This window comes from Nostoc sp. C057 (assembly GCF_013393925.1).
Taxonomy (GTDB): Bacteria; Cyanobacteriota; Cyanobacteriia; order Cyanobacteriales; family Nostocaceae; genus Nostoc; species Nostoc muscorum_A.
This window is the reverse complement of the sequence record NZ_CP040281.1, coordinates 6,233,857-6,250,339: the sequence shown is the minus strand read 5'-3', so window position 1 is coordinate 6,250,339 and position 16,483 is coordinate 6,233,857. Positions and strand designations below refer to the sequence as shown.

Annotated in this window: 14 protein-coding genes and 2 pseudogenes; 7 read left to right on the top strand and 9 right to left on the bottom strand. The window is 39.7% G+C overall.

Annotation, left to right across the window (positions count from 1 at the left end; all coding sequences use genetic code 11):
- Positions 1-467 precede the first annotated feature (467 nt).
- Complete coding sequence (locus FD724_RS26745) at positions 468-1,637, top strand: glycosyltransferase family 4 protein (RefSeq protein ID WP_179074697.1); 1,170 nt, start codon at positions 468-470, stop codon at positions 1,635-1,637.
- 75 nt (positions 1,638-1,712) lie between these two features.
- Positions 1,713-2,852: a glycosyltransferase family 4 protein gene (locus FD724_RS26740; protein WP_114082263.1), complete on the top strand. Its 1,140-nt coding sequence runs from the start codon at positions 1,713-1,715 to the stop codon at positions 2,850-2,852.
- Between the two features lie 200 nt (positions 2,853-3,052).
- Here the strand turns inward: FD724_RS26740 and FD724_RS26735 are convergent, their stop codons facing one another.
- Positions 3,053-3,322: a hypothetical protein gene (locus FD724_RS26735; protein ID WP_114082264.1), complete on the bottom strand. Its 270-nt coding sequence runs from the start codon at positions 3,320-3,322 to the stop codon at positions 3,053-3,055.
- Positions 3,323-3,866: 544 nt separating this feature from the next.
- A complete protein-coding gene (locus FD724_RS26730; RefSeq protein ID WP_179071337.1) occupies positions 3,867-5,207 on the bottom strand; it encodes a transposase in 1,341 nt (446 codons plus the stop codon).
- A gap of 198 nt (positions 5,208-5,405) precedes the next feature.
- On the opposite strand from FD724_RS26730, the pseudogene FD724_RS26725 reads away from it, so the two are divergent.
- The 3 genes and pseudogenes from FD724_RS26725 to FD724_RS26715 all read left to right on the top strand — a co-directional run.
- A pseudogene (locus FD724_RS26725) lies at positions 5,406-5,956 on the top strand (IS5 family transposase); the annotation flags it as partial.
- A gap of 138 nt (positions 5,957-6,094) precedes the next feature.
- Positions 6,095-6,337, top strand: a pseudogene (locus FD724_RS26720) (transposase); the annotation flags it as partial.
- Positions 6,338-6,459: 122 nt separating this feature from the next.
- The gene (locus FD724_RS26715) at positions 6,460-7,758 is read left to right on the top strand and encodes a sodium:proton antiporter (RefSeq protein WP_179074696.1); all 1,299 of its coding nucleotides are present in this window, start codon (positions 6,460-6,462) and stop codon (positions 7,756-7,758) included.
- 144 nt (positions 7,759-7,902) lie between these two features.
- Here FD724_RS26715 and FD724_RS26710 read toward each other — a convergent pair whose 3' ends face one another.
- The 6 genes from FD724_RS26710 to FD724_RS26685 form a co-directional block, all read right to left on the bottom strand.
- A complete protein-coding gene (locus FD724_RS26710) occupies positions 7,903-8,292 on the bottom strand; it encodes a hypothetical protein (protein ID WP_179074695.1) in 390 nt (129 codons plus the stop codon).
- Between the two features lie 235 nt (positions 8,293-8,527).
- Complete coding sequence (locus tag FD724_RS26705) at positions 8,528-9,634, bottom strand: saccharopine dehydrogenase family protein (protein ID WP_179074694.1); 1,107 nt, start codon at positions 9,632-9,634, stop codon at positions 8,528-8,530.
- Positions 9,635-9,752: 118 nt separating this feature from the next.
- A complete protein-coding gene (gene crtD, locus FD724_RS26700) occupies positions 9,753-11,267 on the bottom strand; it encodes a C-3',4' desaturase CrtD (RefSeq protein ID WP_179074693.1) in 1,515 nt (504 codons plus the stop codon).
- Between the two features lie 260 nt (positions 11,268-11,527).
- Positions 11,528-11,698, bottom strand: coding sequence for a Txe/YoeB family addiction module toxin (locus FD724_RS26695; RefSeq protein WP_256874368.1), 171 nt, complete (start codon positions 11,696-11,698; stop codon positions 11,528-11,530).
- Positions 11,698-11,946: a type II toxin-antitoxin system Phd/YefM family antitoxin gene (locus FD724_RS26690; protein ID WP_179074692.1), complete on the bottom strand. Its 249-nt coding sequence runs from the start codon at positions 11,944-11,946 to the stop codon at positions 11,698-11,700. The genes FD724_RS26695 and FD724_RS26690 overlap by 1 nt, the downstream gene beginning before the upstream one ends.
- A 231-nt stretch (positions 11,947-12,177) precedes the next feature.
- Positions 12,178-12,384: a hypothetical protein gene (locus FD724_RS26685; protein ID WP_256874367.1), complete on the bottom strand. Its 207-nt coding sequence runs from the start codon at positions 12,382-12,384 to the stop codon at positions 12,178-12,180.
- 290 nt (positions 12,385-12,674) lie between these two features.
- Here FD724_RS26685 and aspS point away from each other — a divergent pair, with 290 nt between their 5' ends.
- Entirely contained in the window at positions 12,675-14,462 is a 1,788-nt protein-coding gene (gene aspS, locus FD724_RS26680; RefSeq protein ID WP_179074691.1) for an aspartate--tRNA ligase, read from the top strand.
- Between the two features lie 25 nt (positions 14,463-14,487).
- Here the strand turns inward: aspS and FD724_RS26675 are convergent, their stop codons facing one another.
- The gene (locus FD724_RS26675; RefSeq protein WP_179074690.1) at positions 14,488-14,832 is read right to left on the bottom strand and encodes a hypothetical protein; all 345 of its coding nucleotides are present in this window, start codon (positions 14,830-14,832) and stop codon (positions 14,488-14,490) included.
- 349 nt (positions 14,833-15,181) lie between these two features.
- On the opposite strand from FD724_RS26675, the gene FD724_RS41120 reads away from it, so the two are divergent.
- Positions 15,182-16,438, top strand: a complete 1,257-nt coding sequence (locus tag FD724_RS41120) for a hypothetical protein (protein WP_256874366.1) — start codon at positions 15,182-15,184, stop codon at positions 16,436-16,438.
- Positions 16,439-16,483: the final 45 nt, after the last annotated feature.

Genomic DNA, 16,483 nt, shown 5'->3' with positions numbered 1-16,483 from the left:
ATCATTTTTTGAGAAATCAGTAAAAAATATAATTATTATAAATGAGCGATAATTTTACGCTATCTTTACAAAAATCCTTTTATTATTTAATTTTTAAGGTAATATCTCTAAAACCTTTTGAAGGTATTAATAGCTACTGATTTGTAAGCAAAAATGGTAAATATTAATACATGATATTTCTACAATTGTTAATTTATAGCGATTTTTGCCTCTCTCTATCTAGCATTCGTCTTTGCTAATTAGTAAGTATCATATATATCAAAGTCAGTATTATGTAGTTTATAAAAACACAAGGTTTTCTCCCTTGTTGACGTTGACATATAAATAGTTTATAAATTGGTGTTCTATATAAAAATCTTATTGGAAATGTATATTTAGAAATTATAGTAATTAATCTTTGGAACATACTGTAGGGGCTTACAGTTGTACATCCATACTGTTTTTATATATTTATAGGAGACATATTAGTGAAAAATAAACCAGAAAATTTAGCTTCATCATCTGCATCTATTCTCACTTTGGGATTAGGCTGGTTTCCCAAAAATCCTGGAGGATTAGAAAGATATATGTATGAACTAACTCATAAATTAGCAGCCAATAAAGACCAGGTTGAATTATGCGGAGTTGGTCTACCAGAGACTGAACTAAATTTACCGATTAAGCTAACTAACTTGGCTTCTCCCGATAGCGCTATTTGGCAAAGATTATGGTCTATTCGCACAAACTTTCAGAAAACAAGAACAAACAAACCAGATGCTATTAATCTACACTTTGCATTATATAGCTTTCCGCTTTTAGATATTTTACCAAAGGGAGTACCTGTTACCTTTAATTTTCATGGCCCTTGGGCTTCTGAGAGTCAGCAAGAGGTAGTTAATAAGAATCTCAGTCTTTTGATTAAGCATCATTTAATAGAAAAAAACACATATAATCACTGCGATCGCTTCATTGTTTTGAGCAAAGCATTTGGTAAAATATTACATGATAAATATCAAGTACCGTGGAACAAAATTAATATTATTCCTGGTGGAGTTGATATTAACTGGTTTCAACCAAATTTATCACGCCAAGATGCTTGTAAACAGCTAGGCTGGCCAAATAATCGCCGAATTATATTTACATCGCGCCGTTTAGTGCATCGAACGGGAGTTGATAAATTATTACAAGCTTTGGCTATAATTAAGCCCAGAATACCAGATGTCTGGCTAGCGATCGCAGGTCGTGGTCACATCCAAGCTGCACTACAACAACAGGCTACAGAATTAGGATTAGACGACAACATTAAATTTTTAGGTTTTCTCCCTGATGAGCAATTACCTATAGCTTATCAAGCTGCGGAATTGACTATAATGCCTAGTCAATCTTTTGAAGGCTTTGGATTAGTAATAGTCGAATCTCTAGCCTGTGGTACTCCTGTTTTATGTACCCCAGTTGGCGGAATGCCAGAAATTTTGTCAGAGTTTTCACCTGATTTAATTACGACTTCAACAGAAGCCTCAGCTATTGCTGAAAAATTAGAACAAGTGCTTTTGGGAAACATTCCCACACCTTCACGAGAAGCCTGTCGTGAGTACGCGACTACACACTACGACTGGAATCAAATTGCTCAACAAGTGCGAAATGTTCTATTAAATTAAACTAGAGACGCGAAAATTGCTTTGTAGAGACGCGATTTATCGCGTCTGAATCGTATTGTATTATAAGGAAGTTTTATGAGAATTTTTTTCTTAGACCAAAGTGGTAAACCCGGCGGTGCAGAATTATGTTTAATTGATATTGCTAAACCATACTCTCATCGCGCTTTAGTAGGTTTATTTGCAGATGGACAATTTAAAGATTTACTACAGCAAAATCATATCCCAGTAGAAGTTCTCGCAACTCAAACAATCCAAGTTCGCAAAGAAAGCAGTTTGGCACAAGGATTAAAGAGTTTAAAACAACTTGCACCTTTGATTACTAAAGTAATAAAAAAAGCGCGTGAATACGATTTAATTTATGCCAACACTCAGAAAGCATTAGTTGTCGGAGCATTAGCAAGTTTTTTTAGTCGTCGTCCTCTGGTTTATCATTTACATGATATTCTTTCCACAGAACATTTTAGCCAAACTAATCTTCGCATTGCGATTAACTTAGCTAATCGTTGTGCCTCATTAGTAATTGCTAACTCCCAAGCTAGTAAAACAGCCTTTATTCAAGCGGGAGGACGCTCGGATATAGTCGAAGTTGTCTATAACGGCTTTGATCCAAAAATTTATCAAACTGATGAATCTGACATTAATCAATTACAGCAAAAGTTAGGATTGCAAGGAAAATTTGTAGTTGGACACTTTAGCCGTCTTGCACCTTGGAAAGGACAGCATATTTTAATTGATGCTCTTGCCAAATGTCCGCCAGAGGTGACAGTAATTTTAGTGGGGGATGCACTGTTTGGCGAACAAGATTATGTAAAACAATTACATCAACAAGTTGCCGATCTGGGACTAGAAAACCGCGTCCAATTTTTAGGATTTCGTTCAGATATTCCCCAGTTAATGGCAGCTTGTGACTTGGTGGCACATACCTCTACTTCCCCAGAACCCTTTGGTAGAGTGATTGTTGAGGCGATGCTATGTGGAAAACCTGTAGTTGCAGCAAAAGCTGGGGGTGTAATGGAATTAGTAGAACATGGACTTAATGGTTTTCTAGTGACACCAGGAGAACCCCAGGAACTTGCACAGGTAATAATCACCTGTCTTCAGGAGACGGAAATAACTGCAACTATAGCTAATAATGCCAGGACTACTGCTAGTCGGCGTTTTGATGTTGCAACTATTAATCAGCAAATTGCTCAACTTTTGTCCCACACATTCTAGTACACGCTGGAATTAGGGGATCTTGTCCAAGATCCCCTATAAATCATTTTGGATAATTTGTTTTTTGGAAACCCCTTGTCTTGCGTTGTCTAGTTGAATGATATGAGTTATTGAGCGATGCCTACGGCGGCAAGCTACGCTAATCTTGCTCTCAATTTAGCTACACTAAATTGATTATGCAGATGTTTCAAGCGATCGCATTAAGCCGCTTCCCGCAGTTGTGGTTGTGACTGCACACTCACCTCTGGAAACGAAAGCGAGAGTTGTTCTGCTTGAGGGACTGCGGCTTGCTGCAAAACTTGAACTTCGATATTCACGCTTACCAAATAACTGCCTGTATCAGCACCAACCGCTTCAGCAATTAGTTTAGCAATGTCTGGGCGTTTGGCAGTTAGCGGATCGCGTAAAATACACCGATCCCATTCATGTTTGGCAGTCGGATTGAGGTTGAGAATGTAATGCTTCATCATCGAACTAACCCTTGAATCCATCTTCCAGAAGGTTGTCACACAGCCGTTAGGCATTTAATTAGGCTTTGTGGACGCTATATCTATTATAGTATATTTGTACTAAAAAGCCATGCCTGAGTGAAAAAGTAGTACACGTGTGTGCTGTTATCATATTTGCGTGCTACATTCCATTGTTTTAAGGGCAGATGCGAAGAATCGAAGTGCGATGTCTAGGTTGGACGAAGCTAATGCTCAATTTAAGTAAGTGGGTGTAAATAATTGTCGTTGGGATAAGGCAATAGGCAATAGGCATAAGGATTTTAGCCTAGTTGATTTTTATTTACATAGTTTGATTTTATTGTGCCAACTTACTTACAGGCGTTTGCAAGTGAGTGAGATAGAAAATACAAGACTCACGCATCAAATATAAACAGGACTTACGCAACTGTCACAAGCAATGGCGCGGTGTAGCCGCGCCGTGCGCCAAACAACTAGGCAATAAACATGGGAACATTCGGACGTTTTAGTTGCTGAACTAAATAATTTGATCAATACCTTTGCCAATTTACGAGGGTTCAACGCCTGTAGAAACGTTATGAATCCGTCCCAAAGAAGTAATCTTGGCAAAAATCTGGGTTAATAAAATAGGCTCAGGCATTTCCGGAAGCATTTTTAAGATTTCACGGACATATCGAAAACCACGATAATGAGTCTTCAGGTCAATAATGCCAGAGTCGGGATTAAGGAGACGAAAATCCAAGAGAAGATGATGGGACAAGTTGACCATGAAAAATGCTAAATTAACAGCATTAGTCACAGCAGTTTGGCTTAAGTTCATGAAATCTTCCAGTCCCCAAAACTGCTTGGCATCACGGAAATTAAACTCGATTTGGAAGCGCAATTTGTAGTAATCTATTATTTTTTCGTAGGACAACTTTAGGTCACTAGAAAATAGAATTACATGACTACGAGCATGAGTTTTAAGATTAATTTTAACTAAAATAACTACATTTAGTGCTTGGGCAAATTCCTTGTGAAGGAGAGTGCATTGATAAACATCAGTTTGAATTTCATCCTCTATGCTACTTTTACGCAAATACTTATCAGGTATGTTATGGTAGTCAATCTTATCACCGTATTTACGACGAGAGCGTTTATGGGAGTCAGGATGTTGATATGGGATATACAATGCAGAATCGTGGCGCAACTTAGAAATTATGTGTAAGTTAACAAGACGTGCCATCTGCAAAGCATTATTGTTACCAAAATGCCCATCTAGCACTAAGTAAGTAAGCGGCACAAATCCAGCTAATAATTTGAACAGCGAATTAATCATCTTTTGAATTCGCACTAATTCAGATGTTAAAATCACCTCGGCTTTATTCTTATTCTTACTTCCTTTTGGTCGTCCACGCTTACGTTTTTCTTTAGGCTTTATTTCTGAGGCTAATGTTGAACTACTTTTTTCTACATCGCTCTTAATCACCTGTTCTATTTGAATGGGAAATGAGTGCCTTTGTTCAACACTTACTAATGATAATGTAAAGAAAGACAGTCCTAATATCGGTTTACTTACTAGGCTGGAAAAGAATCTATCCAAACCATAAGTTTTTTTACCTGATTTACTCACTACAACTTCATCTCCTGCAAGCAAATACACCTCATTTGCACGGAATAAATGCTTACGGAAAAATAGCCAAAACAACGTCGCCCAAGGTATTACTGTCTGAAAGAATCTTAATATCGTCCGATAACTACCACCAGTGCCTGCCCAACGCGAGATTCCCAACATCGTGACTCGCCCGCTCATCGTTAACATAGCCAGGATTATTTGGTTAAATTGCCGCATTGTTGTCGCGTTGATCTGCGGTAGCAGGCATTGTAGCAGTGATAAGATATCAGGCATGGGCTGCTTGTAGTGTTTGATTTATCGTTGTGAGAGACAATAAATCTACTACGAAATGCCCTACCTCTTCATACTCTTATTTTGGCAATGGTATTGTTGATAAGAGGCTATTTATAAAGTAAATCTAAAAGCCAGGAGAAAGGAGTTATGATAACGATAAAATACTTCATGTGCAGTGTATTTACATAGATAGTCGGTATGGCGCGAAAGTCTTACCCCACAGATTTAACTGATATAGAGTGGGAAATCTTGGCTCCCTTGATTCCACCAGCTAAAGAAGGAGGGCATCCACGCACAACAGATATGCGTGAAATATGCAATGCCATCTATTATCATTTGAAAACTGGATGTCAATGGAATATGCTTCCGGGGGACTTCCCGCCAAGCTCAACGGTATACAGCTATTACCGTAAATGGCAACGCAAGGGAGTTTGGGAAAAATTAAACCATACACTGCGCGATCAAGTTCGCATAAAATTAGGTAGGTCAACACAACCAAGTGCGATCGCAGCAGATAGTCAGTCGGTAAAAACGACTGAAAAAAGGGGGATGTGTACGGCTTTGATGGTGGCAAGTTAGTCAAAGGAAGAAAACGCCAAACAATCGTTGATAGCCTTGGGCTATTGCTCAAAGTGATTGTGAGCGAAGGCAATGCTCCTGAAAGAGTGCTTGCAGCGTATGCCTTGATGGAACTGGTGGAAGAACGCCCAGAATTATTGGAAAAAGTTGAAGTCATGTGGGTTGACTCGGGGTATGACGCAGGGCGAACGCACGGGATTTCTGAAACCCTTGCTGGGCAAGGATCTTGATGAAAAAATAGGCTAAATTAAAAAACGCCAAAACCCTTGCTATTAAAGGATTCTTATACTTTAGATGCGTTTGCCCTGGGGTATGACGGCGATAAGTTTGCGCTGGCTGTTTGGTTGATGATTCAAGCTCATGTTGAGGTCATGCGCCGTACTAATAAAGAATTTGAAGTTTTACCCAAGCGTTGGGTAGTAGAAAGAACATTCGGTTGGTTTAACCAGTACCATCGTTTGAGTAAAGATTACGAACGCCTGACTGAAATGAGTGAAGCTGCCATATATGCCGTTATGACTCGTATTATGTTACGTCGTCTAGCCGTCTAAAGATTTACTTTATAAATGGTCTCTAATCCTTCATTCCAGAAAATCTGCCCATAGGTAATGCTAATAAAAAACTATTGCAATTAAGCTTACAAAGTAACGCCTAATTTTATACAAATCGCTATATGGTAGATATCTATATTATTGACCTATTTGTAATTGGTCTACTTCTGCTGATGGTAACATTAGGGTCAGGTTGGATTGCTCGCCTACCTCTTTCTTTTGCCATTATCTACCTCATAGTTGGTATTTTTCTAGGCCCTTATGCCTTTGGACTGATTCAATTACGTCGAGATGAAGTTTTTAATGCCGAACTACTGGAAAAAATAACAGAACTTGTAGTAATTATTTCTGTGTTTAGTTGCGGTTTAAGAATTGTCCGTCCTCTAAGGTTGGGGGTTTGGGATATTACAGTGCGATTGATTGTATTTTTGATGCCCATTTCAATTTTTGCTCTGGCTGTTGTGGGTAAATTATTTTTAGGGATGAGTTGGGGAGAAGCAATTTTATTAGGAGCAATTCTTGCACCGACCGATCCGGTATTAGCATCAGAAGTACAATTGACTGATATAAATGACCAAGATGAGTTGAGATTTGGTTTAACTTCTGAAGGTGGGTTAAACGATGCTTTAGCTTTCCCCTTCGTTTATTTTGGTCTTCATGCGTTAAAAGATGACAACTGGGGTAACTGGTTTAAACAGTGGATTGCAGTTGATTTAATTTGGGCGATCGCAGTTGGCATTATTATGGGGATTGTTGTTGCCAAATCTATAGTTTGGATTGAAAATAAAATTCAAAAACGCCGTCCTGCCGATAAGTTAATGGAAGATTTTATTGCTATCAGCACAATTCTTATAACTTATTCTTTAACAGAAATGGTGAATGGCTATGGATTTTTGGCAGTATTTGTGGCTGGATTAGTTGTCCAACGCAGTTACAAAAATCCTGAAAAACCACTAGCCCAATTGGAATTTATTGAGCAAGTTGAAAAGCTGCTGGAAGTTGGAACAATTTTACTATTGGGTTCAATATTGTTGCTAAAGCCAATACTCAATTATGCTATGCAATCTTTGCTAGTAATAATTTTATTATTCTTGATAATTAGACCTTTAGGAGTTTGGATTAGCACTATAGGTAAAAGACCTTTAGACTCACGTCGCCGAACCTTTCATGCAGAAACTCGTTGGTTATTTGGATGGTTTGGCATTCGCGGTGTCGGTTCTTTATATTATCTCGCCTATGCTTTTGGTAATGGCTTAAAAGGTGAACCTGCCGAACAAATTGCTTGGATAACTTACACCACTATTGTCGCTTCTGTGATTATTCATGGCATTAGTGCAACTCCATTAATGAAGTGGTATGAGCGCAATTTTGCTAATCGCAGAAAGACCACTCCTCCCGACACAATTGATGAATTTGAATAAAAAAAATTGTAGGGTGCGTTACGATACAGTGATAACACATCCTACAATTTAATTTGATAAACCTATGATTCCCAACCGTATAGAGGCTTTTAATATTACTCACCAAATCTACTAGGTAAGGGTTAAGGGTTAGGTCTATATTCTTTATTTACCTGTCACCTTGTCAATAACTTCTTTCGCTTTTTCACCAAAAGTTTCTGGGGGATTTTGTTCTTGTTCAGCCTTCAAATTTCTTTCGTAAGTTTTTTCTATAGTATTAAGATTCTTTGAATCTTTTATCGCTTGCTCATAAGCTTTTTGTCTTTCTTCTTCTTGAATACCAACACCTGGGTCGTATTCGTTAGCACGATTAATTTTTTCTTCAGAATTTGGTTTAAACTGTGGAGGTATTAGCTTCAATTCTTCAAGAGTAGTTGCATAACTAGCTTGCTGAACGAATAGAAATGAACCTGATAAGCTGATAGAAACCATCAAGCAAACAACCAAAAAGCTTGAGCGTAACGCTTTTTTTAAAGTTAATCGAATTTTTTGCATGGAATAATACTCCTAGTTTTCCTAATGAGCCTTGGTCATGTATAAATAAATTCAATATTTAAGACTCACAGGCATCCTAAGTGTTTAGGTACACTTCTTCCTTCTACCGCAGGGTATATTAATTTTTACCTATAGTTCAGTTAAACCTATCTGAAGCTTTTAGGAGCTGAGGAACGAAACCCAACATTTCCGGGCTTTTGTTGGGTTGCATTTTGCTTAATCCAAGCGTATTGGATTATAACCAACTGTGATTTATTTTAATTCCTCGGCTTTGCATTACTTCTTCAAATAAATCTGTTGGGAGTGCTTCTTCCACAGCAAAAACACCTGGTTTATGGAGTTTTCCTTCTAGTAACAATTGGGCAATACTACCTGTGCCACAACCAGAAGCTATCGCTGTGTTTTCATGCACTACCGTTGAACAATAAACGGCAGTTTTACCATCTTTTTGCCCTGTCACTTCTGAACGAACCGCTACCCCAATTCCACTAAAATTATTAGTGAAATCTGTCATCGAATGGCTGACATGAGATAGAAATTCAATCATGTAACGACGCTGCATTAACCATTTGGGAAAAATGTGTGCCGCAATCCAAGTTAGGTGATTGTAAAAATCGGGAACAGAGCCAAACTTAGTAATTACAGTTTTTACTGATGGGAAAGCTTTGGGCAATGTAAAGGTTTCTGGCATATCAAACCAGTAAACTCCGGTGCGTTGATATGGGGATGGAAACTCAACTATTTCTCTTTCACTATAAGGCTTGATTATTTCCCACTTCCCATCTATCCAAGCCTCAAAAGGATACTGCAACCCAAGAAAAGTTGTCCGCATGACTGTAATGCCAGCACCACCAGAACCCGAAACTAAATAACTTAGATGGATCTTTTCTGGTTTATCAAATTCTTCAACACCTTGACGTACCATGCTATTAGAAATACCAGGAAAAATGCCAGTATTAATAATTGCCGTCACACCAGCAGCAGCAGCTTTTTCACTAAAATGGAGAGCTTTGCTGGTATAAGAACGATGGTCGCTGACATCTACATAATTAACGCCTTTAGCAATACAGGTTTCGAGAACATTAGTATCTCGATAGTGAAATGGGCCAGCACAATGAATGACTAAGTTAGAGTTTGCGATCGCATCTTGCAACTTGTCAACTTCTGCCAAGTCCAATACCAAAAACTGCACTTGTCCTCCCGAAGACAAGCTAACAGCCTTCCCAAACTCCGCAGAACGCCCAGTAATTGTAATTTGAGCCTGCGTATGAGTAGCTAGATCGTGAGCAACAGTGCTACCAATCCGCCCCCGTCCACCAAGAATTAAAACTCTGTCTGTCATTACTCCAGATTCGCAACACTAACCTTATTTCATCAGTTTTGCGTCCTGTTTGCCATCGGTTATAAGTATGATTTATAGCATTTCACGGAGTTATGTAAAGCAGCACAGATATGTGCCTTTACATTTGCGCCTCAATTTGCCTAACTACTGTCAGCGCCGAATAACTCACCCCAGCCGTACCTTCGCCGGGATGGGTGGAATCACCAACTAGCCACAAATGCTGGATGGGTGTACGATTGGCGAATCCAAAGGGGCCAAAGGTAGGAATCCTTTGACCAATACCGCCAACTATACCGCGATCGCGGGCTGTGAAATGAGCAAAAGTGCGGGGTGTTGCGGCTTCTTGATGAATAATCGTTTCTGGTTTGAGATAGAAGTATTGGGCAAGACGAGCGATCGCTTCTTGGGTAAACTTTTCTTTTAGTCCTTCATAATCTTCAGTCTCCCACCACTGTGCAGGATCGACAAATGAAGAAGCAATAATTGTCGCTTTCCCCTCCGGTGCGCGGCCATCTCCAGGATGACTGACAGAAACAAATAGGGAATTATTCTCGCCAATTGGGCCATTAACATCGTATAGAAATTGCAGGTGGGGAGGACACCCAGGCGGAATCGCGCTAGCATCTACACCCAAATACACCACAAACGCGCCCGATGCTTGGGGTAGTTTTTCCACCCGGTTTTTATATCCAGATGGTGCTTGTTCTCCCAATAACTGCACCAAGTTTTGCACGGTGACGTTGCTAACTATGTGGTCGGCGGCTTCTGTCCAGACTTCGCCAGTTTTCTGATTTCTAATAACAACAGCAGTAGCTTTGCCGTTTTCTACTTTGATTTCTTCTACAGTGTGGCGCATCAATAACTTGCCGCCATCTCTTTCTAAGGATTGTACCAAGCGATCGCTTAATACTTGCATACTTCCCTGGAGGTGAAACAATCCTTGGGGCAGTTGGGATACACTCAACGCTGTGGCTGCATAAAGTAACGCTGTCTCGTCTGCATCCACCTGAGAGTATAGCTTTAATTGCAAATCTAAAAAAGTCCTCAATCGCTGGTCATTTCCCAATCCACATAACCGTAAAGCATCTCCTACCGTAAACAAGGTGAAGGGTACGGTAATTAATGTACTAGGACGCACCGCTTGCGTTAGTTGCCACAAATCCCATAAATTACGTGGTGGTAGCACCGGATCGCGTCCTTGAAATTCCCAACTGGCATCAAACAAAGTTGCCATCAATTGCCAAAACGGTTCGCTACCGGGAAACTGTTTTTGTCGTTCCTCTTGCCATTTCTCTTGGTCGCGCCAGACATTAATCGGTGTGCTTTCCCCAGGTAAATAGACCGCACAAGAAGGATCGCAAGGCGTTGCTTGTGGTAAATCTACTTCTAATTCTGAGAAAATGCGGTGGTGAATTCCCCCTGGTTCCAACCCAGCCAGCTGAGTTGCGCCAACATCAAAGGTAAATCCCTGGCGTTTAAACGTGGAAGCACAGCCTCCTGGTACGAGGGCCTGATCCAAAACTAAGACGCTGTAACCTCTATGAGCTAATAATGCTCCAGCAGTCAGTCCACCTATTCCGGCACCGATAACGACGACATGAGAGTTACTTTTGTCAAGAGTAATGCTGGACATTGATTATTTTCTTTAAAATTCTTAACATTTTTACTTATAATTTTACCTTACTCTCTAAGCAGATAAAAGGGCGGTTAGAAACCGCGTCTACACAGACAAAACCCGCCTACGCGGGTTAAATAAAAAACCTTAATTTTTTCTTATTAGCCCACGAAGGTGGGCTTTGTTTGTGTAGCCGCGAATTCCATTCGCCGGGTCTTAATTTGACTTTCACAACTCGCTCTTCTTCTAGCACTTCATATACAAGCCGATGCTGGATGTTAATTCTCCCTTGAATATGCCCCTTGTAAATCTCCTTTTAACTTAGGAGGATTTTCATAGGGATTTTGCTCCAAAATTGCCAGAAGTTCCTCTGCTTTATGCTTGAGTGCAGATGCAGCAAGCTTTTTTGCATCTTTTTGCGATCGCTTGGTAAAACGTAATTCCCACACTACCAATCAAGCTTCTCTTTGGTCACACATTCTTCAACAGGAGTACGCATTCCTTCAAGAATATCTTCTCGCATTCCAGGAACTTGTAGTATGTACAACGTTTCTTGGATTGCGTTCCAGTCTTCAAGAGCAACAAGTACCGCTTGATTTTGATTACCACTAATTATTACTGGTGTGTGAGATTTTGCACTTTCATTAATGACAGCATCAAGGTGCTGTTGTGCATCATTAACATTAATCATATCCATGATTGAAACCTCTTTTTTATCAAACAGAATTCAGGAGTCAGAATTCAAACCTAAATTCTGGAAGAGTATACGTGAAAGAATCAGAATTTTAGACAATATTATATAGAGTAGCAGAGTTTATAAAAGTGCATCGGCGCAGCTTGTCGTAGAAATCGCGTGACTAATACACTTGAGAATTGGCAATATTTCATAGACCCTCTGTAGCAGAGGTAAACACCGCCCACGTAGTAATTATTCTGCATCATTCAGCACTAAATCTACTGATGACTCGGCGGCGATTTTAAAGGGAGGATCGTAAAATCCTGCGATCGCAAGTAAGAGAGACACCACTAACAACATCACTGTCCCCTCTAACAAATCACCTTCGCCACGATGATATAGATATCTGCGCCGCATTACATCCAGAGAGATTTTTTCAGCTTCAGTAATTTTAGGCAATCTCTCATACCACTCTGGAAAAACTGCTAGTCTTCAATGCGGACTAAACCGAATTGGTTATGAACATCCGTTAAGCTGGTAATTGCTGCTATATGTTTCATAGCTTTTCACTTTCCTGTGTATGGAAAACCCAGCCTTCCGGTATTATGACTTCCTTTACCTTTATATATAGTGTGAGATTATTCCATTTTTTATTGCACCAGAACTACTACAATTACTATTGATGCTAGATAATGGGAAGGCTTTGACATTTTCTTCCCAATCTAGCCCGGAAACAATAACTAAGACTTATGCGAACTCATTATTGCGGCGAACTCCGAAAAGAACATATTGGAGAAACTGTTACCTTTTACGGATGGGTAGACCGTCGCCGCGATCACGGTGGTGTGATATTTTTAGATTTACGCGATCGCACTGGAATAGTCCAAATCGTCAGCGATCCGCAACGCACCCCAGATTCCTACGAACATGCGAACGCCCTGCGAAATGAATATGTTGTCGCAATCACTGGTAGGGTAACACAACGTCCCGAAGAATCGCTGAATACCCGCATCCCTACAGGCGAGGTAGAAATCTACGCTGATAAAATTGAACTCCTCAATGCTGTCCGCAAACAGTTACCTTTCCAAGTTTCTGTAGCTGACACCGAGACAGTGCGGGAAGATTTGCGGCTGAAATATCGCTATTTAGATTTGCGACGCGAACGCATGGCGCAAAATTTGCAATTGCGTCATCAAATTGTTAAAGCCATGCGGCGTTATCTGGAAGATTTGGAAGGTTTTATCGAAGTCGAAACCCCAATACTTACCCGTTCTACCCCAGAAGGGGCGCGGGATTATGTTCTACCCAGTCGCGTCAATCCTGGTGAGTGGTATGCTTTGCCGCAATCACCCCAGCTATTTAAACAATTGCTGATGGTATCTGGCTTGGATAGATATTATCAGATTGCCCGTTGCTTTCGTGACGAAGATTTACGTGCCGACAGACAACCGGAATTTACCCAGTTGGACATGGAAATGAGCTTCATGTCCCAAGAAGAAATTATCGAACTAAACGAGAACTTAGTTTGTCATATTTTCAAAACAGTTAAAGGCATTGAGTTACAGCGCCCTTTCCCCCGCCTCACATACGCTGAGGGGATGGAACGTTACGGTAGTGATAAACCAGATACCCGCTATGGTTTGGAATTAGTTGATGTCTCAGATATTGTCAAAGACTCTGGTTTCAAAGTCTTTCGGGACACTGTTACTAATGGTGGTATCGTCAAAATCTTGCCCATTCCCAACGGTAACGATGTAATTTCTAATGTCCGCATTAAACCAGGTGGTGACTTATTCAAAGAAGCCAGCGAAGCCGGTGCTAAAGGTTTAGCTTATATTCGCGTCAGAGATGATGGCGAAATTGACACCATTGGGGCGATTAAAGATAACCTCAGCGAAGAACAAAAACAAGAAATTTTACGCCGTACAGGTGCTAAAGCTGGACATTTGCTGTTGTTTGGGGCAGGGGAAGCTGCTACAGTTAATAAAACTTTAGATAGATTACGACAAGCGATCGCTAAAGAATTTAACTTAATCGATCCAGATAAAATCAACTTACTCTGGATTACAGATTTCCCGATGTTCGAGTGGAATGCTGACGAAAAGCGTTTAGAAGCACTACACCACCCATTCACAGCACCACATCCTGATGATTTGAGCGACTTAAAGACAGCACGCGCCCAAGCTTACGACTTGGTACTCAACGGCGTAGAAGTTGGCGGCGGAAGTCTACGGATTTATCAGCGAGAAATTCAACAGCAGGTGTTTGAAGCGATTGGTTTATCTCCAGAAGAAGCACAAAGTAAGTTTGGCTTTCTCTTAGAAGCATTTGAATATGGTACACCGCCGCATGGTGGCATCGCCTACGGTTTAGATCGTTTGGTAATGTTGCTAGCTGGGGAAGAATCCATTCGAGATGTTATTGCTTTTCCAAAGACACAACAAGCGCGTTGTTTGTTAACAGATGCACCTTCGAGTGTAGATGCTAAACAGTTGAAAGAATTGCACGTTGCTTCGACTTATAAACCAAAAGCTTAACAAAGTGCAAGGGGAGTACAGAAAGTTAAAGTAAGCCTTTATAGCTTAGTTCTTCTTTAACTCTTCTGTTATGTTTATTATGCTCCCTTTGCCTTTCATCAATTGCTGGACTGTATTCTAAAGGAGTCTCTAAACACTCTAAATGTTCTTTTTCTCCATTTTCATAAATTATGATATGACGATCATTGGTCATTCTATGCATAGCGTAAAACTCAAGGTACTCAGCATCATCTTTTATCCCAAAAATAAAATTTATCTTCCAACCAGCTTGAAAAATTGAACCTTTCTGACGCTTTTGTATATTTTCTTCTGGCAAGGTAATTTTCCATTTAGAAAAATGTTTATTAAATTCATTCGTAATTGCATCCATCTTTATATCCTTTAGCCAAAGTCTTAGTGTAATTCCAGTAGTTTTACCATTATGCTTTGCGGTTGCAGTAGTTGCATAACATGAAATTCGGCTATCATGTCCGCATGATTAGTTATAATTGTCACCGTAATTGTACCTCAGATGCCAGTCATTTCACTTAATCTCTTTTCCTGATTTTTGGGTAGAGAAGACAAAGTTTAGCTTTGGCGGGGTGGGATTATTGGAGTGTGATAAGTAATCAAGTGGGCATAATATTAGTTACTGATAATCTATGATTTAGCGTGGATTAAATCGAAAAATAAGGCTAGTGTTTCCGATATTTTTACTATTAGTCTTTATAGTAGTAATCGTGTCGCAGGAAATTTCTGCAAGAGAACCCCAGCTAGTACAACAAGAAAACAATTACGGGATACATACGCGACAAAATTTTAATCAATCTGCTTTTTATCCAATTGCACAAATCCCATCTGCAAAACTTTACAAACCTATTGGCAACTGGGTAGGAAGGTTAATCTTACCAACAAAACAGCAATTACAAGATGGTTTAGATTGGGTATGGATGGAAGTGCAATATGCACCACCCACAGCGCAAAATTTGCTAGGAAATATTGTGCGTCTAGAGTGGAAAAATAATGAAAATTTGCTTGCTAAAGTTAAAGCTGTAACGCGAGATATAAATTTCACTTCAGAAGTAATTAAAAGTCAAAAACAAGGGAATATTCATCCTTTCCGACTAAATGGAGTTCGTCAAGTAGGTATTTTACGTTCTTTGGCTGGTGCAAATCCTCAAGATGATGTAATTGTTGTTTTAGATGCAAATACAATCATCAATGCAGATGGAGAAAAATCCATTTTGCAAATTGAACATGAACCTGTTTTGGCAACTGGTAGATTTTATGGATTAGTAAAAATAATTAACCCGATTAAATCTAATCTTTTATCTACAAAAGATAAGAAGGATAGCGATTATTTTTCTGTACAACACTATAGCCTTAATTCAAATAAATTTGATGGGGTTCAAGAAACTATTCGTATTCCCCAACAAGTAATAGATACGCGAGACTTCGCGCCTTCAAGTTCGCAGGAAATCGAAAAATCACCTGCGGGTGAGGATGGTTGGTATATTTATGGTGCTAAAGATGCAAATGCCGTATTTACAGTAAGCGCCCTTGCACCTCGTTCTCTGTTTCAAATTCAACCCCGTCAAATCATCACTGGCAAGGAATTAGGGCTAAATTATATCCAAGAGGTAAATTGGCGCAATACCGAGAAAGATAAAGGTAAATTCAATACTGCCTTGTTAAAACCTATAGAAACATCCATATCAAAATGGCAACAAGGCGATAAAGCGATTGTACTACACCTATTCGGTGGAATTGGCGGACTTAAAGCTGAAGCGATCGCAGTACCCTATACTATCACCGGACATTTTGCTTTTGGAATCGCAGAAGTTGTCCGCGACGAGTTTACTAACGAATTACGCTTTGAGACTAAATACCACCAAATTTATGCCCATAACCCTGATGGAATTATCGCCGGAACGCATACATGGGCTGATTATATGGGTAATTTACAACAGCAACACGTCCAGTATCAGATATTCTGATTAAATTCGACCCTGTAACGCAAGATTATGATTTTGATGGGATTA

Bases quoted from the DNA above. Each gene is read 5' to 3' on its own strand.
- FD724_RS26740 (WP_114082263.1), top strand. From the start codon at position 1,713: ATGAGAATTTTTTTCTTAGACCAAAGTGGTAAACCCGGCGGTGCAGAA.
- FD724_RS26735 (WP_114082264.1), bottom strand. From the start codon at position 3,322: ATGATGAAGCATTACATTCTCAACCTCAATCCGACTGCCAAACATGAA.
- FD724_RS26730 (WP_179071337.1), bottom strand. From the start codon at position 5,207: ATGCCTGATATCTTATCACTGCTACAATGCCTGCTACCGCAGATCAAC.
- FD724_RS26715 (WP_179074696.1), top strand. From the start codon at position 6,460: ATGGTAGATATCTATATTATTGACCTATTTGTAATTGGTCTACTTCTG.
- FD724_RS26710 (WP_179074695.1), bottom strand. From the start codon at position 8,292: ATGCAAAAAATTCGATTAACTTTAAAAAAAGCGTTACGCTCAAGCTTT.
- FD724_RS26705 (WP_179074694.1), bottom strand. From the start codon at position 9,634: ATGACAGACAGAGTTTTAATTCTTGGTGGACGGGGGCGGATTGGTAGC.
- crtD (WP_179074693.1), bottom strand. From the start codon at position 11,267: ATGTCCAGCATTACTCTTGACAAAAGTAACTCTCATGTCGTCGTTATC.
- FD724_RS26690 (WP_179074692.1), bottom strand. From the start codon at position 11,946: ATGGATATGATTAATGTTAATGATGCACAACAGCACCTTGATGCTGTC.
- aspS (WP_179074691.1), top strand. From the start codon at position 12,675: ATGCGAACTCATTATTGCGGCGAACTCCGAAAAGAACATATTGGAGAA.
- FD724_RS26675 (WP_179074690.1), bottom strand. From the start codon at position 14,832: ATGGATGCAATTACGAATGAATTTAATAAACATTTTTCTAAATGGAAA.